This is a genomic window from Microbacterium zouquanmingi (genome assembly GCF_052266675.1).
Classification (GTDB): domain Bacteria; phylum Actinomycetota; class Actinomycetes; order Actinomycetales; family Microbacteriaceae; genus Microbacterium.
The window spans coordinates 305,360-324,791 of record NZ_JBQPRA010000002.1; the positions used below are offsets into that span (position 1 = coordinate 305,360).

19 protein-coding genes are annotated in these 19,432 nt (G+C 66.5%); 11 read left to right on the plus strand and 8 right to left on the minus strand.

What is annotated here, in order from left to right:
• Window positions 1-14 precede the first annotated feature (14 nt).
• The 3 genes from ACTU6V_RS05620 to ACTU6V_RS05630 form a co-directional block, all read right to left on the minus strand.
• Window positions 15-506 (minus strand): helix-turn-helix domain-containing protein, encoded by a 492-nt coding sequence (locus ACTU6V_RS05620; RefSeq protein ID WP_443467542.1) that lies wholly within the window; start codon window positions 504-506, stop codon window positions 15-17.
• Window positions 507-593: 87 nt separating this feature from the next.
• A complete protein-coding gene (locus ACTU6V_RS05625; RefSeq protein ID WP_443475332.1) occupies window positions 594-959 on the minus strand; it encodes an FUSC family protein in 366 nt (121 codons plus the stop codon).
• A 15-nt stretch (window positions 960-974) separates the two neighbouring features.
• Window positions 975-1,463 (minus strand): SDR family oxidoreductase, encoded by a 489-nt coding sequence (locus ACTU6V_RS05630; protein ID WP_443467541.1) that lies wholly within the window; start codon window positions 1,461-1,463, stop codon window positions 975-977.
• Between the two features lie 68 nt (window positions 1,464-1,531).
• Between ACTU6V_RS05630 and ACTU6V_RS05635 the strand changes: the two genes are divergently transcribed.
• Together ACTU6V_RS05635 and ACTU6V_RS05640 are read left to right on the plus strand one after the other, a co-directional pair.
• Window positions 1,532-2,866, plus strand: coding sequence for a M20/M25/M40 family metallo-hydrolase (locus ACTU6V_RS05635; protein WP_443467540.1), 1,335 nt, complete (start codon window positions 1,532-1,534; stop codon window positions 2,864-2,866).
• Window positions 2,867-2,873: 7 nt separating this feature from the next.
• The gene (locus ACTU6V_RS05640) at window positions 2,874-4,334 is read left to right on the plus strand and encodes an MFS transporter (RefSeq protein ID WP_443467539.1); all 1,461 of its coding nucleotides are present in this window, start codon (window positions 2,874-2,876) and stop codon (window positions 4,332-4,334) included.
• Window positions 4,335-4,355: 21 nt separating this feature from the next.
• On the opposite strand, the gene ACTU6V_RS05645 is transcribed toward ACTU6V_RS05640, so the two are convergent.
• Entirely contained in the window at window positions 4,356-5,120 is a 765-nt protein-coding gene (locus ACTU6V_RS05645) for a siderophore-interacting protein (RefSeq protein ID WP_443475166.1), read from the minus strand.
• A 90-nt stretch (window positions 5,121-5,210) separates the two neighbouring features.
• Between ACTU6V_RS05645 and ACTU6V_RS05650 the strand changes: the two genes are divergently transcribed.
• From ACTU6V_RS05650 to ACTU6V_RS05665, 4 genes are read left to right on the plus strand one after another with little or no spacing between them, the layout of a single operon-like run.
• On the plus strand, window positions 5,211-6,200 hold the full coding sequence (locus ACTU6V_RS05650; protein ID WP_443467537.1) for a siderophore ABC transporter substrate-binding protein: 990 nt from the start codon (window positions 5,211-5,213) through the stop codon (window positions 6,198-6,200).
• A gap of 11 nt (window positions 6,201-6,211) precedes the next feature.
• Window positions 6,212-7,198 carry an ABC transporter permease gene (locus ACTU6V_RS05655; RefSeq protein ID WP_443467536.1) on the plus strand — a complete coding sequence of 329 codons (987 nt, stop codon included), beginning with the start codon at window positions 6,212-6,214 and terminating at the stop codon, window positions 7,196-7,198.
• Window positions 7,191-8,228 (plus strand): iron chelate uptake ABC transporter family permease subunit, encoded by a 1,038-nt coding sequence (locus tag ACTU6V_RS05660; protein ID WP_443467535.1) that lies wholly within the window; start codon window positions 7,191-7,193, stop codon window positions 8,226-8,228. Before ACTU6V_RS05655 ends, ACTU6V_RS05660 begins: the two co-directional genes overlap by 8 nt.
• A complete protein-coding gene (locus ACTU6V_RS05665; RefSeq protein ID WP_443467534.1) occupies window positions 8,225-8,980 on the plus strand; it encodes an iron ABC transporter ATP-binding protein in 756 nt (251 codons plus the stop codon). The genes ACTU6V_RS05660 and ACTU6V_RS05665 overlap by 4 nt, the downstream gene beginning before the upstream one ends.
• Before the next feature lie 26 nt (window positions 8,981-9,006).
• Here ACTU6V_RS05665 and ACTU6V_RS05670 read toward each other — a convergent pair whose 3' ends face one another.
• Genes ACTU6V_RS05670 through ACTU6V_RS05680 form a run of 3 tightly spaced genes read right to left on the minus strand, consistent with a single transcriptional unit; the run spans window position 9,007 to window position 10,959 of the window.
• Entirely contained in the window at window positions 9,007-9,216 is a 210-nt protein-coding gene (locus ACTU6V_RS05670) for a hypothetical protein (RefSeq protein ID WP_417510209.1), read from the minus strand.
• A 9-nt stretch (window positions 9,217-9,225) separates the two neighbouring features.
• A complete protein-coding gene (locus ACTU6V_RS05675) occupies window positions 9,226-10,194 on the minus strand; it encodes a DNA-3-methyladenine glycosylase family protein (protein ID WP_443475167.1) in 969 nt (322 codons plus the stop codon).
• Between the two features lie 45 nt (window positions 10,195-10,239).
• Complete coding sequence (locus tag ACTU6V_RS05680; RefSeq protein ID WP_443467532.1) at window positions 10,240-10,959, minus strand: winged helix-turn-helix domain-containing protein; 720 nt, start codon at window positions 10,957-10,959, stop codon at window positions 10,240-10,242.
• A 327-nt stretch (window positions 10,960-11,286) separates the two neighbouring features.
• Between ACTU6V_RS05680 and ACTU6V_RS05685 the strand changes: the two genes are divergently transcribed.
• The 4 genes from ACTU6V_RS05685 to ACTU6V_RS05700 all read left to right on the plus strand — a co-directional run bounded on the left by ACTU6V_RS05685 (window position 11,287) and on the right by ACTU6V_RS05700 (window position 17,496).
• On the plus strand, window positions 11,287-11,595 hold the full coding sequence (locus ACTU6V_RS05685; RefSeq protein ID WP_443467531.1) for a GNAT family N-acetyltransferase: 309 nt from the start codon (window positions 11,287-11,289) through the stop codon (window positions 11,593-11,595).
• Between the two features lie 192 nt (window positions 11,596-11,787).
• A complete protein-coding gene (locus tag ACTU6V_RS05690) occupies window positions 11,788-13,299 on the plus strand; it encodes an MFS transporter (RefSeq protein ID WP_443475168.1) in 1,512 nt (503 codons plus the stop codon).
• A gap of 58 nt (window positions 13,300-13,357) precedes the next feature.
• Window positions 13,358-14,512, plus strand: a complete 1,155-nt coding sequence (locus ACTU6V_RS05695; protein WP_443475169.1) for an exonuclease SbcCD subunit D — start codon at window positions 13,358-13,360, stop codon at window positions 14,510-14,512.
• Window positions 14,512-17,496, plus strand: coding sequence for an AAA family ATPase (locus ACTU6V_RS05700; protein ID WP_443475170.1), 2,985 nt, complete (start codon window positions 14,512-14,514; stop codon window positions 17,494-17,496). Before ACTU6V_RS05695 ends, ACTU6V_RS05700 begins: the two co-directional genes overlap by 1 nt.
• A 30-nt stretch (window positions 17,497-17,526) precedes the next feature.
• Here the strand turns inward: ACTU6V_RS05700 and ACTU6V_RS05705 are convergent, their stop codons facing one another.
• Window positions 17,527-18,477 carry an aldo/keto reductase gene (locus tag ACTU6V_RS05705; protein ID WP_443475171.1) on the minus strand — a complete coding sequence of 317 codons (951 nt, stop codon included), beginning with the start codon at window positions 18,475-18,477 and terminating at the stop codon, window positions 17,527-17,529.
• A gap of 105 nt (window positions 18,478-18,582) precedes the next feature.
• On the opposite strand from ACTU6V_RS05705, the gene nadE reads away from it, so the two are divergent.
• A complete protein-coding gene (gene nadE, locus ACTU6V_RS05710; RefSeq protein WP_443475172.1) occupies window positions 18,583-19,401 on the plus strand; it encodes an NAD(+) synthase in 819 nt (272 codons plus the stop codon).
• The last annotated feature ends 31 nt before the right edge of the window (window positions 19,402-19,432 follow it).

The window sequence follows — 19,432 nt, forward strand, 5'->3', positions numbered from 1 at the left end:
CACCGGTTCTGGCGCTACCGCACCGTGGCCCTGCGTCGCTCACGACGCGAGGGCTGCGCACGCGAGAGCGGATACCTCTCATCCAGGCGCGGCTCGAGATAGATGCGTCGGATCGCCACGAGGATGATGTACCCGCCCACCCAGTAGCTGAGGAACAGCACGAGGCCGTACGGGAAAGTGAAGCTGACCAGCGTGAGTACGACGCCCACGCCGATATAGAGCCAGCGCCACGCGCCGCTGATCCGGTCGCGAGCTGCCTGCTGCTCGTCGGTGCGGTCCTGCAGCAAATCGACCTTGCTGCTCATCGCGGCATCGTCGATCGACGTGAAGAGCTCCTTCACTGGTACGTGCAGTGCTTCGGCGACGAGTGAGAGCGTCTCCAGGCTGGCGTCCTGCCCGGCCTCGAGCCGCTGGATGGTGCGCAGCCCGACGCCGCTCTCGTTGGCGAGTCGTTCCTGCGTCCAGCCCTGCGACTGGCGGAGCTCCATGATTCGTGTGTTGTTCATGGATTTCATGCTTCCCGTACCCCTTACGTCAGCACCACGTCACGGTGACGCCGATGACCCGCCAGCAGGCCGTCAGGATGCCGCCACCTATTCTTTCGCGTTCGCGCGCGGATGCAGAACCCCGGGTACTGCGCCCAAAGCCGCGCCGACGATGGCGTCGATGATGCGTTCCACTGCGACATCCATGGAGCCGATGTCGCCTGTCGCAGCTCCCGTGAGCAGCAACACCAGCGGGGTGATGATGGTCAGGGCGAGCGCGTAGTGACGCACGACGACCAGCTCGACCGAGAACTGCATGATGCCCAGCAGAAGGGCGATCCACAGTCCTGCCGGGTGCAGCAGAACCAGCAGCGCGTACACGCCGACGCCGAGCACGGTGACCAGCACCCGATGCAGCCCGAGCTGCCACCGGGGCCCGCGCGAGGGGCGAAGCGGAACAGGCTCACCGCACAGTTCGCGACCTGAGCGTCAGGCTGACCGCGCGGCGAGCCAGTCGGCGAAGGTCTGGCTGCCGAGATCCGCATCCGGGCCCGGCAAGGCGAGACCTTCGCGCATTCCCTTCAGCTGCGCGGTGGGGATGCTGACGGACGGCACCCATCCGCGATATCCGGTGCTCTCTTGGGCCAGCTTGCCGGCGTAGTAGCCGACCGGGATCCGGTCGATGCCGACGATCGACAGCACTACGACGTGCGTGACGCCGGCGCGCTCGGATGCCGCGATGAGGTTGCCGGTGGCCCTCGTGAAGAACTCGACGGCTGCGTCTGCGCTCAACGTGGTCACGTTCAGGGTGTCGATCACCGCATCGACGCCGTCGAGCGCGGCATCCACCCCGGCGCCGGTGAGCAGATCTATGCCCCGTGAACGCGCCAGGACAATGGTTTCATGCCCGGCTGACTGCACCGCCTCGACCGTCGGTGTGCCGACGACTCCTGTTCCACCTGCGATGGCTATCCGCATGGACTCGACTGTACTGCGGGTGCGTTTTCGGCGTCAGCGAGACCGATGCGCACAGATAGCATGAACAAATGGACGCAGTCGTCGCCCGCTCTGGCATCGCCGAGCGGCTCTCCCGCATGATCCAGTTGCCGACTGTGTCCGCCGAACTCGAAGAGCGCGGCATGGGTCCGTTCGACGATTTCGTCGCCCTGATCGCCGAACTGTACCCGCTCACCCACGCGCATCTCGCACTCGAACGGCACACCGATCTCGGTCTGCTGTTCCACTGGAAGGGCGCTTCCGACGCCGCACCGCTCGTGCTCATGGCGCACTACGACGTCGTGCCCGTCGACGAGTCCGACCCGTGGACCCACCCGCCCTTCGCCGGCGTCATCGCCGACGGTCGGGTGTTCGGCCGCGGCACCCTCGACGACAAGGGCCCGCTCATCGTCGTGCTCGAAGCGGTCGAGAACCTGCTCGCAACAGGCTTCACGCCCGCCCGCGATGTCTATCTCTCGTTCGGCGGCAACGAGGAGACCTTCGGCGCCGCTGCCGCCGAGATCTCGCGTGCGTTCGAGAAGCGCGGAATCGTGCCATGGCTCGTCCTCGATGAGGGCGGCGCCGTCGTCGACGCGCCGTTGGCATTCGTGCAGGGACGGGCCGCGATGATCGGCGTCGGTGAGAAGGGCGTGCTGACCCTGAAGCTCAGCGCGCGCGGCGACGGCGGACACGCATCCGCGCCGCCCACGCTGACCGCGGTGCGTCGCATCGCGCGTGCGGTCAATCGTCTCGGTCCCGGAACGTTCCGTCCGCGCACGCCGAAGGCGATCCCTCGGATGCTGTCGCTGTTCTCCGAGCAGACCTCTGGGCCATCGCGGTTGCTGTTGAAGGTGCTCGCGGCCGTGCCGCCGCTCACTGGCCGGGTGTTCGCGACGCTCGGCGGCGAGCCTGCCGCCATGGTGCGCACCACGATCGCGCCCACTATGCAGTCCGGGGGAACAGCGGCGAATGTCATCCCCTCACAGGCATCCGCCACGGTGAATCTGCGCATCGCGCTCGGCGGGAGCGTCGAGGGCGCCCTCACGCGCGTGCGCCGCCGGATCCGCGACCCGCTCGTCTCGATCGAGGTCCTCGAAGGCAGCGAGCCATCTCCGGAATCGCCCACCGACAACGCGCAGTTCGCGCTGCTGGGGCGTGCGCTCGAGGACGCCTTCCCGGGTGTGCGGCCGGTGCCGTACGTGATGATGGCGGCGACCGATTCGCGCCACTTCCACCGGTTCACCCCGACGGTCTACCGCTTCGCGCCTCTGGAGATGTCCAACGCGCAGCGCGCTGCGATCCACGGCGTCGACGAGAGCGTCGAGATCGCTACGCTCGAGCGGGGCGAGAAGTTCCACCGAGCGCTGCTCGAAAAACTGAACTAGGACACAGATGTCGCACAAAGTCACTCTCGGCGCGCTCGCAGCCGTCGTCGGATTCCTCGCGTTCGTCGAGTTCACCAGCGGCGTGCTGCAGGGCTATTACACTCCGATGCTGTCGGACATCGCGCGGCACCTGCAGATCCACGATGCTGATGTGAACTGGTTCGAGGGCACCCAGCTCATGCTGTCTGCACTCGTCGTTCCGGCCTTCGCGAAGCTCGGTGACATGATCGGTCACAAGCGGATGCTACTGATTTCCACAGCGCTCACGGCTGCCGCTGCTCTCGCCCTGCCGTTCACAGATTCATTCTGGGTCTTCCTTATCGCGTGGACTCTGATGGGCTTCTACGTCGTGTGGCTGCCGCTGGAGATTGCACTGATCTGGTCACGGTCGCGCCGGATGGAAGGGCGGTCCGTCATCACCGCGCGGGCAGCGGGAATGCTGGTCGCAGCTCTCGAAGGCGGAGCCATCATCGGCGCGCTTGTCGGCGGCGCACTCATCGATGTGCTGCCGCTGACGACCGTGCTGCTGATCCCGGCGCTGCTGGTCGTGGTGTGCTTCTTCGTCATCCTGTTCGGAGTGAAGGAATCGCCCGATTCCACCGGCGGTGTGCTCGACACGGTCGGACTCGTGCTGATCTCGATGGCGCTGATCTGCTTCACCGGGGGCCTCAGCCTGCTGCGGCTCGATGGGGGACTGGCGAACCTGTGGTCCTGGGCCGTCGTCGTGCTCGGGCTGGTGCTGGTCGTGCCGTTCGTGCTGTGGGAGCTGCGTCACGACGATCCGTTGATCGATGTGCGGATGTTCCGCTCGCCCGCACTCGGGCCGGTGTTCCTCACCGCCGGTCTCTTCGGCGTCAGCGTGCTCGGTGCGCAGGCGCCGCTGTCGACGTTCGCGCGCACCGATCCGTCCGTCTACGGATACGGGCTCGGCACGAGCGGCTTCGCCACCTCGCTCATCATCGGCATCTACCTGATCGGCATGATCACCGGAGCGTTGCTCTTCCCCGTGATCGCCCGTCTCGCGACTCCCCGCATCACGCTGCTCGGAGCGTCCATCCTCGTCGGTGTCGGATTCCTGCTCTTCCTGCCGCTCCACGACACGTACCTGCAGGTCGTCACCAACATGGTGATCGTCGGGCTCGGCTCCGGTGCCCTGGTGGCTGCGCTGCCGGCGGCCGCAGCGTCCGCCGCGCCCGACACGCAGACCGGCGTCGCCACGGGCCTCACCAACTCGGTCAAGACCGTCGGTGGGGCGATCGCATCCTGCGTGTTCGGCATCGCGCTGCTGAACGGCGTGGCCGCGACAGCCGGGGGAACCGCAGGCACCGCCGGGTCTCTTGAGGGTTACTTCACCGTGTGGATCGTCTGCGGCGTCACTGCGCTCGCTGCGGCGGTGCTCCTGCTGTTCGTGCCGAAGCAGGCCTTCACCGATCGCGCCCCGGACCTCGAGGCCGCGCCGCTCGTGTGAATCGGTCGGTCCCGCGCGCGATCAGTGCGGAGCGTGGTACTCGCTCTCGTCGCGCTTCCAATATCCCTTGACGATGGCGTGATCGGTGTCGACGCCCCAACGGGTGAGCAGGGCGCGGCCGGGTTTGACGACCGACTGCTCGGCGGCGACGAAGACGAACGGGTCCTCGCCGACGGCATCCGATTCCTCGAGGCCTTCGAGGAACGAGATCAGCGCGGAACCTGCGGGTGCATCGCCGCGGTGCAGCCACTCGACCTGCACCGGAGCATCGATCGCGATCTCGTCTTCTGAGCCGCGAACCTCGATGACGATGCGCGCGGGCTGATCACCGATCAGTGCGGCGAAGCGGCGCATTGCGGGAATCGCCGTCTCGTCGCCCGCCAAGAACCACGAGCCGGGCGTCCCGGTGAGCACCGCAGAGCCGCGCGGCCCGCCGACACCGATCGGCGATCCGACCGGGGCGGTCGCCGCCCACCGGGCCGCGATGCCTTCGTCGCCGTGGATCGCGAACTCGACTTCGAGCCAGTTCTCGTCCCACACCAGCGGCGTGTACTCGCGGTTGGGAGCCGCTCGCATCTCCTCGACTGAATTCGGAACCTCATCAGGGAAGAAGAGGCGCATATGATCGTCGCTGCCCAGCGACGTGAAGCCGTACAGGTCGTCGCCTTCGAGCCGCACACGCACATAGTTCGGGGCGAGGGTGTCGCGCGCTGTAAGAGTCGCCGTGCGGAACTGGAGGTCGAGACGCTGACGCTCGAGCGAGAAAGACGATTTCGAAGTGGTCATGAACTTAGGTTAGCCTGACTAAGTCCCGGTAAAGGTAAGGCTTACCTTAACCAGCTCGACCATCTGCCCCACAGCAAGAGGAGCTTTTCTATGTCATCGCGACGCGTGTACGCCGCAGCATCCGCCGTTCTCGTCTCTGCACTTGCTCTTGCGAGCTGCGCTTCGACACCTGCCGCAGAACCTGAGCAGCCCACCTCCGCGGCAGAAGCCACCTCGATCACGATCGAAGACAACAACGGCACGCACACGCTCGACCTCCCGCTGACCTCCGTCGTCGCGACTGACAACCGTACTTTCGAGACGCTCGATTCCTGGGGCATCGAGCTGACGGCGGGTGCCGTGGCTCTCATGCCGAGCACGATCTCGTACACCGAGGACTCGTCGATCATCGACCTCGGCAACCACCGCGAACCCAACCTCGAGGCGATCGTCGCCGTCGCACCCGACCTCATCATCAACGGCCAGCGCTTCGCCCAGTTCCACGACGACTTCGTCACGTACGCGCCGGATGCCACGGTTCTCGAACTCGACCCCCGCGAGGGTGAGCCCTTCGATGAGGAGCTCAAGCGCCAGACCACCGTCCTCGGCGAGATCTTCGGAAAGCAGACCGAGGCGAAGGAGCTCACGGACGCGCTCGACGACGCGATCGCTCGCGTCAAGGAGGCCTACGACGGAGAGAGCGTGATGGCCGTCACCACCTCCGGCGGAGAGATCGGCTATCTCGCACCGCACGTCGGCCGCACGCTCGGACCGGTATTCGATTTCCTCGAGCTCACTCCCGCTCTTGAGGTCGCCGACGCCAGCGACGACCATCAGGGCGACGACATCGCGGTCGAGGCGATCGCTGATTCGAACCCCGACTGGATCCTGGTGATGGATCGCGACGCCGCTGTCGCCTCCGATGACCCGAACTACTCGCCGGCATCCGACATTCTCGAGCGCTCGGAGGCGCTCGCGAACGTCACCGCGGTGAGCGAGGGGCACATCGTCTACATGCCCGCCGACACGTACACGAACGAGGGCATCCAGACGTACACGGAGTTCCTGAACAGCTTCGCGGACGCACTCGAGGCGCGCTGAGCGTCCCTGAGATGAGTCGCACGACACCGGACAGCCTCTCGCGTACGCGCGGGAGGCTGTTCGACCCCGCATTGCTGATCGGCATCGCCGTTGTGGCGCTCCTGCTGGTCGCCTCGCTGTTCATCGGCGTCTACGACGTCTTCGGCGCCGAAGACGGGGCGGAGATGTTCGCGATCACGCGCATCCCGCGCACCATCGCACTGATGCTCGCGGGCGCCGCGATGGCAATGTCGGGCCTGGTGATGCAGCTGCTGACCCAGAACCGCTTCGTCGAGCCGACCACGACCGGAACCACCGAGTGGGCAGGCCTCGGACTGCTCGCGGTGATGATCCTCGCGCCGACAGCGGGCATCGCGGCGAAGATGACCGGCGCTGTCATCGCGGCGTTCATCGGCACGATGGTGTTCTTCCTCTTTCTGCGGCGGGTGTCGCTGCGGTCTTCGCTGATCGTGCCGATCGTCGGCATCATGCTCGGCGCAGTCGTCGGCTCGATCTCGACCTACATCGCGCTGCAGACCGACACGCTCCAGAGTCTCGGCGTGTGGTTCGCCGGCAGTTTCACCTCGGTGCTGCGCGGACAGTATGAGGCGCTGTGGATCGTCGCCATCGTGGGTGTGGTGATCTTCATCGTCGCCGACCGGTTCACTGTCGCAGGTCTCGGCGAGGAGATCTCGACCAACGTGGGCCTGAACTACAACCGGGTCGTGCTGCTGGGCACCGCGCTCATCGCTGTGGCCACGGGCGTCGTCACCGTGATCGTCGGGAATCTGCCGTTCCTCGGGCTGATCGTGCCCAACATCGTCTCGATGGTCCGCGGCGATGACCTGCGCAGCAACCTGCCGTGGGTGTGCCTGCTCGGCATCGCGATCGTGACGGTCTGCGACATCATCGGGCGCACGATCATCATGCCGTTCGAGGTGCCGGTGTCGCTGATCCTCGGCGTCGTCGGTGCGATCGTCTTCATCGCCCTCCTGTTGAAGCAGCGTCGTCGTGCTTAGGGCCGCACCGGCCCTCGCGCAGGCCGCGCCACGACATGCGGGCGCCCTGCCGAACGGACGTGCCCGTCGCAAGTACTTCGTGATCCTCGGCATCCTGATCGTGATGGCCGTCGGCTTCGCGTTCGGGCTCCTCGCCTGGGAGAACCCGATGCCGGTCGGCACCGAGGGCTTCTGGCGCATCGCCCAGATGCGCGGCACCAGCATCGTCGTCATGGCGGTCGTCGCGTTCTGCCAGGCGGTGGCGACGGTGAGCTTCCAGACGGTGACCGAGAACCGCATCATCACGCCGTCGATCATGGGGTTCGAGGCGCTCTACATCTCTGTGCAGACCGCGGGTGTGTACTTCTTCGGCATCGCAGGCCTCGTCGCGCTTCAGGGCAACGTGCAGTTCGTGCTGCAGATCGCCATCATGGTCGGGCTGTCGGTGCTGCTGTACGGCTGGCTGCTGTCCGGGCGCTACGCGAACCTGCAGGTCATGCTGCTGATCGGCATCATCATCGGAGGCGGTCTCGGGTCGGTCTCTGCGTTCATGCAGCGCCTGTTGACCCCGAGCGAGTTCGATGTGCTCACGGCACAGATGTTCGGCAGCGTCTCGAACGCTGACCCGGAGCAGCTGCCGATTGCGATTCCGCTGGCTCTGGCCGCCGGCATTCTGCTCTGGTCCGGCTCGCGCCGGTTGAACCTGCTCGCACTCGGCAAAGACATCACGATGGGACTCGGAATCAATCACCGCCGGGAGCTGATCCGCACGCTCGTGCTGGTGTCGGTGCTGATGGCCGTGTCGACCGCGATGGTCGGCCCGATGACCTTCCTCGGGTTCCTCGTAGCGACTCTCGCATATCAATTCGCCGACACGTACGACCACCGCTACGTCTTCCCGATCGCCGTGCTGACCGGATTCGTCGTGCTCTCGGGCGCCTACTTCGTCATGAAGAACCTCTTCTATGCGCAGGGCGTCGTCTCGATCATCATCGAACTCGTCGGCGGCACCCTCTTCCTCATCGTCATTCTCAGAAAGGGTCGACTGTGATCTCTCTCACCTCAGTCAGCAAGGCATACAGCGACGAGGTTTCGATCGGTCCGGTCGACCTGCAGATCCCGGCCGGGGGAGTGACCGCGCTGGTGGGACCGAACGGTGCCGGAAAGTCGACGCTGCTCACGATGATCGGTCGCCTTCTCGGGCTGGATGCCGGAACGATCGAGATCGGCGGATACGACGTCGTCCGCACGCCGTCGAAGGACCTCGCCAAGATCGTGTCGGTCCTGCGCCAGGAGAACCACTTCATCACGCGGCTCACCGTGCGCCAGCTGGTCGGGTTCGGGCGCTTCCCGCACTCCAAGGGGCGGCTGAACGTCGAGGACGAGCGGGTGATCAGCGAGGCGATCGACTTCCTCGGACTCTCAGACCTCGAGGGGCGGTACCTCGACGAGCTGTCCGGAGGGCAGCGACAGCGAGCATACGTCGCGATGGTGCTCGCGCAGGACACTGACTACGTGCTGCTCGACGAACCGCTCAACAACCTCGACATGCGCCACTCCGTGCAGATGATGCAGCATCTGCGTCGTGCGGCCGCGGAGCTCGGGCGCACGATCGTGATCGTGCTGCACGACATCAACTTCGCGGGCCACTACGCGGACCACATCTGCGCGGTCAAGGACGGTCGCGTCGTGCGCTTCGGCACCCCCGACGAGATCATGACGGATGCTGTGCTCAGCGACGTCTTCGATACCCCTGTAGAAGTGATCAATGGTCCGCGCGGGCGATTGGCCGTGTATTACTGAGGCCCTGGCAGCGTGGCTCTGCCGGGCTAGAGCTCGATGCCGCGTGACTCGTCGTTGACGCCGACGTTGCCGCCCTTGCGCGACTCGACGGCGAGCAGCCAGCCCACCGAGATGATGGCCGCGAGCAGAAGCCCCAGCCAGACGTTCTGCAGAATGAGCCCGATCACGATTCCGAGCACGACGAGCACGACTGTGCCGCCGAGCCAGGTCCAGCGCTGTTTCTTCGTTCCTGCCATGCTGTCAGCCTAGCGGCGGCGATGATCCTCGGGGGCGAGGCGCGGTCCACGGCGGGGCTCGACGATGCCGCTGGCGAGAATGAGGCGGATGACCCGCTGACGGTTTCCTCGCCAGGGTTCGAGGAGTTCCAGCATCCCGTCGTCATCGACGCGTGATCCGGTGAGTGCGAAGCCGACCTGGTGTGCGAGATGGTAGTCGCCGACGCTGACGGCATCCGGGTCTCCGAGCGCGCGGACGCGCGTCTCGGCGGACGTCCATGCGCCGATGCCGGGGAGGCTCGTGAGGATGCGGTCGCGATCGTCGCCGGTCGCGGCCGCGATCACGGCATCCGCGATGCGCTGCCCGCGCTCCGCAGCCCGGACGATCGCACGCGACTGCGGAGGCTCGACACCGGCGCGATGCCACGCCCACGAGGGGATGCGGCGCCACTCGTCGATCGTCGGGGGAGCGAACATCGCCCGCGGAGTGGGGCCTGGTGCGCGGCCGCCGAAACGCGTGACGAGTACTCGCCACGCGCCGAACGCCTGGTAAGAGGTGACCTTCTGCTCGAGCGCCGCACTCGCGAACGCATCGAAGACGAGGTCGGTGCGGGTGAGCCGCGTGCTGGCGGTGCGCCGAGCGACGCTGGCGAGAACCGGGTGGGCAGAGACGTCGAATCCGGTCGCATCATCGTCTGCGCCGCAGAGTCGGGGGAGCTGCGTGAGCGCCCAGTCTGATCCTGGTCCCCAGGCGGTGGCCTGGATCCCTTCGGGCGACTGGCGCAGCGCGAGGGTCGCGATGCCATCAGGAGTGCGGGCCGCGCGCCAGAGCGTCCCTCCGTCGACGAGCATCGTCGGATCCTTCGGCCCGCGCATCAGGACGCCCGCAGTGCGGAAGAGGTGCATCGGGTGCACGGGGCGGTAGATCGTGGTCAGCGGGGTGGCGCGGGCGGATGAGGTCGCCGGTGCGGGTGCTGTGGCATCCGCTGTCGTCGTCATGCGAACACCCTACGCGGCGGCACTGACAGCGGCTGTGCGGCGTCCTCAGAAGCGGTCGGGGGAGGGGGTGCCGTGGCCGTAGCGGATGACGACGTCGGCGTGGCGATCGAAGCGGTAGCCGACTCCACGCACAGTGCGAACGATGTCCTCATAGCGGCCGAGCTTGGCGCGCAGGCGACGCACGTGCACATCGATCGTGCGCTCGCCCGGGGTCTCGTCGTCGGGAGACTGCCACAGCGCTTCGACCAGTTCGGAGCGCTCGATCGTGCGTCCCTCACGCAGCACGAGGTACTGCAGAAGTTCGAATTCCTTGTACGTGAATGCGGCGGAGTCGCCGTCGATCAGCACGCGCTTGCGGGAGATGTCGACAGTGACGCCGTAGTCCTCGTCTTGTTCTTCGGACTCGGTGGCTGCCTTGGCACGGGCGACGGCGCCGGGCTCCTGCAGTGCGAGGCGCACGACGTCGAGGTCGCGACCGCCGGAGCCGTGAGGTGCCAGGGCGACGGTGGCGTGGGTCTCGGCGCCGGGTGCGAGTTCAGCGAGAGTGCGGCGCAGTGCATCGACGAGAAGCGGCAGGCTCACTCCGGCTTCGGCAGCCTTGATCTCGTCGAGACCGACATAGAGGGCGAAACCGCGCGGCGAACGGGTAGCGGGAAGATCAGCGGGGCTCGTCGGTGTCGCGGCGGCTGCAGCGGTGATCGGCGGAACGGCGCGAAGGTGAGGGGCGCGGGTTGCGGGACGCTCGAGGAGGGCAATGTTCGACATGATGATGAGTCCTTGGGAGGGTGAGCCGATGCGGCTCGGATGCGTTGCAGGAATGACCCGGAGGGCCGAGAACGAGCACGCAGGTGGGTGCTCGGTGGCTCAGGCGTCGCAGATGGCGAAGGGCCGAGCCGGTCGGTATGGCTGAAGGTTCAGCGACACATTCGGCAACACATGCCAACGCGACCGGGCATCATCATCCCGGCAGTCCTGTTCGCCTCCTGGGCGGACAAAGGGCGTGCGTTGGTGGTCATGGGTTGGATTATGTCTGAGAATGTCCCACGGTGTCAAAACGAGTCCCGATGTGACGGGGTGGCCTAGCGTGGAGTCATGACGAATTCCACGATGGTCGACGGGTTCCTCCTCACAGATGAGAAGGATGCTTCGCGCTACACGCTCATGCGTGACGGACAGCTCGTCAGCGTTCTGGATTATCGCGATGACGGCAAGACGATCGCCATGACCAGAGCCTTCACTGTGCCGACTTTCCGCGGCCACGGCTATGCGGCGCGCGTTGTCGAGGGCGCGGTCGCCGACCTCGAGGGCCGTGGCGATCGAAAGGTCGATCCGGTCTGCTGGTACGTCGCAGAGTGGTTCACGCAGCATCCGGAGCGCGCTGGCATTCTGCGTCGTCACTGACCGCAGAAAATGTGACCTTCTGTTACGCGGCCCCGTCCGTCGCGCAGCGGTCCGTCAGCATCTGCCCAGCACCAGGCGATATAATTTAGGTCTGCTCAGCGCCGTCAGCTGAGGTGGTCAGCGGCTCCTTCGGGAGCGCTGGTCCGAGGCTTGAAACCTCCGGCATCCTCACCAGACACCGGAGGTTTTTCCATGTCGTCATCCCTGCGCTCCCATCCCCTGCGCTCTCATCCCCTGCGCTCTCATCCCAAAGCCAAGTGGTGGGCACTGTTCGTCATCTCGCTGACGCAGCTCGTCGTCGTCCTCGACGGCACGATCGTCAACATCGCCCTGCCCCAGGCGCAGATCGCCCTGAACATGGACGATCATCTGCGTCAGTGGGTGGTCACGGCGTACGCTCTCGCGTTCGGAGCACTCCTGCTGCTCGGCGGTCGCATCGCCGACTTCTGGGGACGCAAGCGCACTTTCATGGTCGGCATGATCGGGTTCGGCCTGGCATCGCTGTACGCGGGCATGGCCGCTGCCGGGTGGGAGCTGATCCTCGGGCGCGCACTGCAGGGCGTCTTCGCCGCCATGCTCGCGCCCGCTGCCCTTGCGCTGCTCACCACGCTGTTCCCCTCCGGCAAGGAGCGCAATGTGGCCTTCGCCGTGTTCGGCACGGTCGCGGGTGCGGGAGCCGCAGTGGGCATGGTGCTCGGCGGGTTGCTCACCGAGTTCTTCGACTGGCGCTGGTGCCTGCTGGTCAACCTCTTCTTCGTCGTGGTCGGTCTCATCGGCGGTGGGCTGTTCCTCACCGAGAGCAGAGCGGGCGGAGACAACCGCTACGACCTCTGGGGTGCGCTGTTCGTGACCGCGGGCCTCGGCTCGCTCGTCTACGGCTTCAGCCTCGCCGAAACCGGCTGGACGAGTCCGCTCACGATCACGTTCATCGTGCTCGGGGTCGTGCTGCTCGCCGTGTTCGTATGGGTGGAGACGCGCGTCAGCAATCCGCTGCTGCCGTTGCGCGTGGTGACGCACAGGGTGCGCGGTGGGGCCTTCCTCATCCAGGCCGTCGCCGGGAGCGTCATGATCGGCGCGACGCTGTATCTCACCTTCTACCTGCAGATCGTGCTCGGCATGGGTGCGCTGGAAGCGGGCGTCGCGAGCCTTCCGTTGCCGCTGGGCACAATGGTTCTCGCAGGACTCGCCACGAAGATTCTCGGACGTATGGGTCCGCGCCCGATGCTGATCGGCGGTCCGCTCGTCGTCGCGGCCGCGCTGCTCTACCTGTCGTTCATCACTCCGGATGGCAACTACCTCGTGCAGGTCGCGCCAGCGCTGCTGGTGATGGGAATGGGCATGGCGTTCGTCTTCATCCCGCTGCAGAACGTCGCACTCACCGGTGTCGCACCGCATGATGCGGGTGTCGCATCTGCGGTCACCAACTCGGCGATGCAGATCGGTGGATCGATCGGTCTGTCGGTGTTCACCGCGGTGTACGCGGCTGTCGTCGCCGGACAAGCGCAGGTCGGCCCTTCGGAGTTGACTGCTGGCTACGGCGGTGTCTTCGTCGCCGCTGCGATCGGGATGCTGGCGGCATCAGCCATCGCGATCACGATGGTGCGCGGGCGCAAGGAGGATCTGCTGCCGCTCGGACCCATCTCGGACGATGCGCCCGTCGCGCGTCTGTCGGACGACACCGACACGCTCTCGACGGTGCGCTGATCCGGATGCCGCGGCACGCCTCTGAGCGAATGTCCGAGGCTCTCCGTACGGTGTGAATATGCGAATCCTGCACACCTCCGACTGGCACATCGGCCGAACCTTCCATGGCAACTCGACCATGGATGCTCTGGCCGAGGTGCTGGCGACGCTGGTCGAGCAGGTGCGAGAGAACTCCGTCGACGTCGTAATCGTCGCCGGCGACGTGTTTGACTCTGCGACTCCCGCGGGGCCTGCATACACGCTTCTCGGTGAGACGCTTCTTGCACTGCACGACGCGGGTGCGCGGGTGATCGTCACAAGCGGCAACCACGACTCAGCGGCTCGTCTCGGTTTCCAAGCCGGACTGCTGCGTGAGGGCATTCACGTGCTCACCGACCCGCTGGCGGTGGGTGAGCCGGTCACGATCTCTGATGAGGCCGGTCCGGTGCACTTCTACGGCATCCCCTATCTCGAGCCGGCGATCGTGCGGCGCCACTGGCGGGGGGTCGCCCTCAAGACGCAGGCGCAGACGATGGCCCACGCGATGGGCCTCGTCCGTACCGGAATGGGCACGCACGAGGGGCGTTCGGTTGCGATCGCGCACTGCTTCGCAGCCGGTGTCGATGCCACGGTCGGCCTTGAGCGCGAAGTGCGACAGGGCGGACTCGATGTCGTTCCGCTCGAGGTCTTCGACGGGCCGGACTACGTCGCTCTCGGGCATATCCACGGACGGCAGGCGATCAGTGATCGAGTGCGGTACGCGGGTGCGCCACTGCACTACAGCTTCGGTGAACAGCACAAAGAGCGCGGATCCTGGCTGATCGATCTGGATGCTTCCGGGCTCGCATCGATCCAGTGGCTCGCCCTCCCGGTGCCACGGCGTCTGGTCACACTCACCGGCACTCTGGACGAGATCCGCTCTGCAGAGAACGTCGCTGAGCACGCTGACGACTGGGTGTGCGCTGTCTACACCGACGCACTGCCGCAGGCAGAGCCGATGCGCCGTTTGAAAGAGCACTTCCCGCACTGTGCGATGGTGCAGCACACTCCGGCCTCGATGCACGAGACGAAAAAGCACTCCTACGCTGCGCGACTGAAGACCGCCGTCACCGACACCGATCGGATCGAGGCATTCCTCGAACACGTGCGCGCAGGACAGGGGCCGAGCGAGCGCGAGAGCGAGCTCATCCGCGAGGTGCTCGACGAGCGCGTACTCGCCGAGGCTCTGGTCTAGTGCGCCTTCACCGCCTCGAGATCGAGGGCTTCGGTCCGTTCCGCACGAGGCAGATCGTCGACTTCGACGGATTCGCGGGCGATGGCCTCTTCCTGATCGCCGGACGAACCGGCGCCGGCAAATCGAGCATCCTGGATGCTGTCTGCTTCGGCCTGTACGGGTCCGTCCCGCGCTACGAGGGCGGCGAGAAGCGATTGCGCAGCGATCACTGCGAACCGGGCGATCCGAGCGAAGTGGTCGTCGAGTTCAGCACCACCTCTGGGCGTTACCGGGTGATCCGCTCACCCGAGTACGAGCGCCCAGCCAAGCGTGGCGGTGGGCTGACGAAGCAGGCGTCGGGGGTGCAGCTCGACGTTCTCGAGGCAGATGAGTGGATCACGCTCGCTGCCAAAGAGAAGCGGGTCGCCGATGAACTCGATGAGATCCTGCAGCTGAGCCGAGAGCAGTTCCTGCAGGTGATCCTGCTCGCACAGAACCGGTTCGCCCGGTTCCTGCTTGCCGACAGCAAAGAACGCCAGGCGCTGCTGCGACGGCTGTTCGGCACGGAGCGCTTCGAGGACGTGCAGTCGAGGTTCGAGACCCGACGACGCGCAGCCGAGTCTGCGCTCGCCGGAATCGCCGCCACCGTGGGCGCGCGCATTGATGAGGCCGAGCGGGTGGTCACCGCGGCCGAGCTGTGGGGCGAGCACAGCCACGCCGATGGGCAGCCGGTCACGACCGATCTGAGACTTTCAGCGCTGCACGATGCGTTGGCACGTGCGGCGTACCAGGTCGAGCGCCGGGGCACCGAGCGCGATGAGGCCGAGAAACGACTGACCGAGGCGGATGCCGCACTTGCGACTCTTCGGGACGAGCAGAAGGCGCAGCAGGAACGTGATCGCGCCAGGGCAGCCGTGGCGCGGTTGGAGGCGGAGCAGCCTGAGATCGATGAGGCCAGCACGCGGCTGCGGCGGGCCCGAGAGGCCGAGGCGTTGCGCGCGACGATCACCGCGGCCGAGCGAGCACTCGAAGCGCACGATGCGGCGGTCGCACAGCAGGTCCAGGCGCGCGAGGCCTGGGAGGCTGCGGGCATTGAGCTCGACGACCCGAGCACATCCGCTCTGCAGGAGTGGGCGGCCGATCGCACTCAAGAGATCGGTGCCTGGCGGCACGCCGCAGGACTCGAGCAGAACACGGATGCTCTGGCTGCAGAGCTCGCCGCCGCACAGGTCAGAGTTGATGAGACCTCTGCGCGTGCGGAGGCTGCTGAAGCCGCGCACGCAGAACAGCCGGGCCGCCTCGCGGAGCTGACGTCGCAACGAGATGCAGCCCGGCGCAGCGCGGATCGCATCGACGACGTCGCGGCCGCGCTGACTGCGGCGCAGACAAGACGCGAAGCCGCTGTGCAGGTGGAGTCCCTGGACGCCGAACGTGCTGCCGCCGAACGGGCGTTGGCCGAAGCCTCTGGCGCTCTGGCTGCGCAGCAGACTGCGCTCGCGCAGCTGCGCAGACGACGTCTGGACGGATTCGCCGGCGAGCTCGCCACAGCGCTCACCGAGGGCGAGCCGTGCACGGTCTGCGGGTCAACGGCTCACCCGTCCCCGGCAGCGCACAGCGATCCGGTATCGGCAGACGACATCGAGCACGCCGAGTCCGAGCGGGACGCTGCAGTCGAGGTCGAACGAGAAGCGCACAACCGTGTGACCGAGGTTCGGGCAGCACAGGCGAGTGCCGCCGCGCGCGCAGAAGAGCGCACGGTCGAGATCGCATTCGCAGAGCTGGCGGCCGCGGTCGACGCTCACACCGCGGCGCAGCAGGCGGTCGCAGCTCTCGAAGCGGCCGAGCGGAAACTGACGGAGCTCTCCGCGCAGTCCGCCGAGCTCGAGAAGGCGCGGACAGACGCGGCCGCTGCGCGGGCGGCCGCGAGCGAGGCGCTCGCACTCGTCGCCCAGCGCCGCGATGAGGCACAGAGACTGATCGCCGAAGCGCGGGGCGATGCGGAGTCTGTCGGCGCGCGTATCGCGGCGGTGGCCGATCTCATTCGCACGGCGCGCGTATTCTCCGATGCTCTCGACGAGCAGGTTCGTCGTGCCGCCGTGCTCGCCGATGCGCAGACCGCGCAAATCGAGGCCCTTGCCACCTCGGACTTCGCTGACGCCGCCAGCGTGCGTGGGGTGCTCCTGGCTGCATCCGAGCAGCAGGCGCTTGACGCGCGCGTCACCGCGCACACTGTGCAGCGCACGAAGGAGCGCGAAATCCTGCTCGCCCTCGAGATGCGCGTTCTCCCGGAGGAGCCGCTTGACCTCACTCGCGTCGAAGAGGCCGCGGCGACCGCGCGTTCGACCTGGAAGACCCTGGTCGATCTCGCCGGGCGGGCGGACGCCACCGCTGAGCAGCTCAGCAGTCTGATCGAGGCTGCGCAGACTGCGTATGCGCGAAGCGCAGAACAGCAGGCGGACTTCGAAGTGCTCCGCGGCCTCGCCGACACGATCGCAGGGCGCGCGGGCAACACGCACAAGATGACGCTCGAGACGTTCGTTCTGGCGGCCGAGCTCGAAGAGATCGTCGATGCGGCGCACCGGCGCCTGAGCGATATGTCGGCGGGCAGATATCGCCTGCAGCATTCCGATGCGCTCGCGGCTCGCGGCGCAGCATCCGGCCTCGGCATCGTGGTGTTCGACGCGTTCACCGGCCAGACGCGCCCGGCGCAGTCACTGTCGGGAGGTGAGACCTTCCTCAGCTCACTTGCGCTCGCACTCGGCCTCGCCGAGGTCGTCACGGCACGGGCAGGCGGCATCCAGCTCGACACCCTGTTCATCGACGAAGGATTCGGTTCTCTGGATGCCGACACCCTCGAAGTCGCCATGCGCACGCTCGACGAGCTGCGCTCGGGCGGGCGCACAGTCGGCATCATCAGCCACGTCGAATCCATGCAGGAGCAGATCCCCGCGCAGCTCGTGGTCGAGCAGACTCAGGCTGGCCCGAGTCGCATCCGCAGCCGCTGAACGACTGAGAGGCCGAGCCGCTGAGCGGGCTCAGACGTTCGCGGGGCTCCACTCGGAGACGGTGTTCAGAGCCTGCACCTCGTCGGCAGTCAGCTCGAGTGTCGCGCCTACAAGCAGGTCTGCGACCTGCTCTGCACGAGAGGCGCTCGCGAGGGGAGCCGCAACCGTCGGCTGTGCGCGGAGCCACGCCAGCGAAACCGAGGCGATCGATGCCTCGTGCTCCCCGGCAATGCGCTCGAGTTCCGCAAGGATGCGAAGACCGTGCTCAGTGGCGTACTTCGCGGCTCCTTCGGCGCGAGGAGACGTGCCCGCGGCATCCTGAGACCGGTACTTGCCGGTGAGGAATCCGCTGGCCAGCGCGTAATACGGCACCAGGCTCATTCCGAACTCCTCAGCCACGGGAATGATGCTTTCTTCGGCATCTTCGCGGTGCACGAGGTTGTAGTGCGGTTGGATCGCGACCGGCAGTGGGACTCCCGTCTCCTGCGAGATCGAGGTCCACGAGCGGATGCGGTCGGCCGAATAGTTCGAGACGCCGATGTTGCGCACGAGACCGTCGGTGACGAGCTGTCCGAATGCGACGACGGTCTCCTCCAGTGGGGTCTCGAGATCATCGAAGTGCGCGTAGTACAGGTCGATCGAATCGACGCCGAGGCGCTTCAGCGAAGCTTCGGCAGCGGCACGCACGTTCGACGCGGAGAGCCCGCGGAACTCCGGGTGACTGCTCACCTTGGTCGCGATCGTGACGCCGGATGGCTTGCGCGAGGCGAGCCATTCGCCGATGAGCGTCTCGCTCTCACCCCCGCCGTTGGCCGGCGCCCAGGCGCTGTACCCGTCGGCCGTGTCGATGAAATCTCCGCCGCCCGCGGTGTACGCGTCGAGGATCTCGAAGGAGGAGTCGCGGTCGGCCGTCCAGCCGAACACGTTCCCGCCGAGGGCAAGGGGGAAGACATCGAGGTCGCTGCTACCGAGGAGAGTCATTGTGCTCGCTTTCACGTGAGGCCGAGGTACTTCGATTCTCGCGTATGCCCGAGTGCGCGGCGCCAGGTCATACCGTCGTAACACCGGGCGGGCGATACTGGATGCATGACGCTTCAGCAGGAGATCGCGCAGACCCTCGGTGTGCAGTCGGAGATCGACCCCGCGGTTGAGATCGAACGGCGGGTGCAGTTTCTCGTCGACTATCTCGCCAAGACGGGAGCATCCGGGTTCGTGCTTGGAATCTCGGGAGGACAGGACTCCACCCTCGGCGGCCGGCTCGCCCAACTCGCTGTGGAGCGCCTGCGCGCGGAGGGCGGTGCGGCCGACTTCATCGCCGTTCGCCTGCCGTACAAGGTGCAGTATGACGCGGCCGATGCGGTGGCGGCCATCGAGTTCGTCGCTGCTGACCGCGTTGTCGAAGTGAATATCCAGCACGGTGTGGACGGCGTCGAGACGGACCTCGAGCAGGCTGCCGGGGCATCCATCTCGGATTTCAATCGTGGCAACATCAAGGCGCGCATCCGCATGGTGACGCAGTACGCGCTCGCCGGCCACGAGGGGCATCTCGTCATCGGCACCGACCACGCCGCCGAAGCGGTGACCGGCTTCTACACGAAGTTCGGTGATGGAGCCGCTGACATCCTGCCGCTCGCCGGCCTCACCAAGCGTCAGGGAAAGCGGCTTCTGCAGGAGTTGCGCGCGCCGGAGCGCCTGTGGACGAAGGTGCCCACCGCCGACCTCCTCGACGGCCAGCCGGGCCGTGCCGACGAGGACGAACTCGGAATCACCTACGAGCAGATCGACGACTATCTTGAGGGCAAGCCCGTGGATGCTGATGCCGCCGGCCGAATCGAGCAGAAGTACCTGGCCTCCCAGCACAAGCGCCATCTGCCGGTGACTCCAGACGATGCGTGGTGGCGCTGACGCCGCACACGTCCAGTGTCTGAGCCCCCGG

Coding starts and splice junctions, on each gene's coding strand:
- ACTU6V_RS05620 (WP_443467542.1), bottom strand. CDS start 506: ATGAACAACACACGAATCATGGAGCTCCGCCAGTCGCAGGGCTGGACG.
- ACTU6V_RS05630 (WP_443467541.1), bottom strand. CDS start 1,463: ATGCGGATAGCCATCGCAGGTGGAACAGGAGTCGTCGGCACACCGACG.
- ACTU6V_RS05635 (WP_443467540.1), top strand. CDS start 1,532: ATGGACGCAGTCGTCGCCCGCTCTGGCATCGCCGAGCGGCTCTCCCGC.
- ACTU6V_RS05640 (WP_443467539.1), top strand. CDS start 2,874: ATGTCGCACAAAGTCACTCTCGGCGCGCTCGCAGCCGTCGTCGGATTC.
- ACTU6V_RS05645 (WP_443475166.1), bottom strand. CDS start 5,120: ATGACCACTTCGAAATCGTCTTTCTCGCTCGAGCGTCAGCGTCTCGAC.
- ACTU6V_RS05650 (WP_443467537.1), top strand. CDS start 5,211: ATGTCATCGCGACGCGTGTACGCCGCAGCATCCGCCGTTCTCGTCTCT.
- ACTU6V_RS05655 (WP_443467536.1), top strand. CDS start 6,212: ATGAGTCGCACGACACCGGACAGCCTCTCGCGTACGCGCGGGAGGCTG.
- ACTU6V_RS05670 (WP_417510209.1), bottom strand. CDS start 9,216: ATGGCAGGAACGAAGAAACAGCGCTGGACCTGGCTCGGCGGCACAGTC.
- ACTU6V_RS05675 (WP_443475167.1), bottom strand. CDS start 10,194: ATGACGACGACAGCGGATGCCACAGCACCCGCACCGGCGACCTCATCC.
- ACTU6V_RS05680 (WP_443467532.1), bottom strand. CDS start 10,959: ATGTCGAACATTGCCCTCCTCGAGCGTCCCGCAACCCGCGCCCCTCAC.
- ACTU6V_RS05685 (WP_443467531.1), top strand. CDS start 11,287: ATGACGAATTCCACGATGGTCGACGGGTTCCTCCTCACAGATGAGAAG.
- ACTU6V_RS05690 (WP_443475168.1), top strand. CDS start 11,788: ATGTCGTCATCCCTGCGCTCCCATCCCCTGCGCTCTCATCCCCTGCGC.
- ACTU6V_RS05695 (WP_443475169.1), top strand. CDS start 13,358: ATGCGAATCCTGCACACCTCCGACTGGCACATCGGCCGAACCTTCCAT.
- ACTU6V_RS05705 (WP_443475171.1), bottom strand. CDS start 18,477: ATGACTCTCCTCGGTAGCAGCGACCTCGATGTCTTCCCCCTTGCCCTC.
- nadE (WP_443475172.1), top strand. CDS start 18,583: ATGACGCTTCAGCAGGAGATCGCGCAGACCCTCGGTGTGCAGTCGGAG.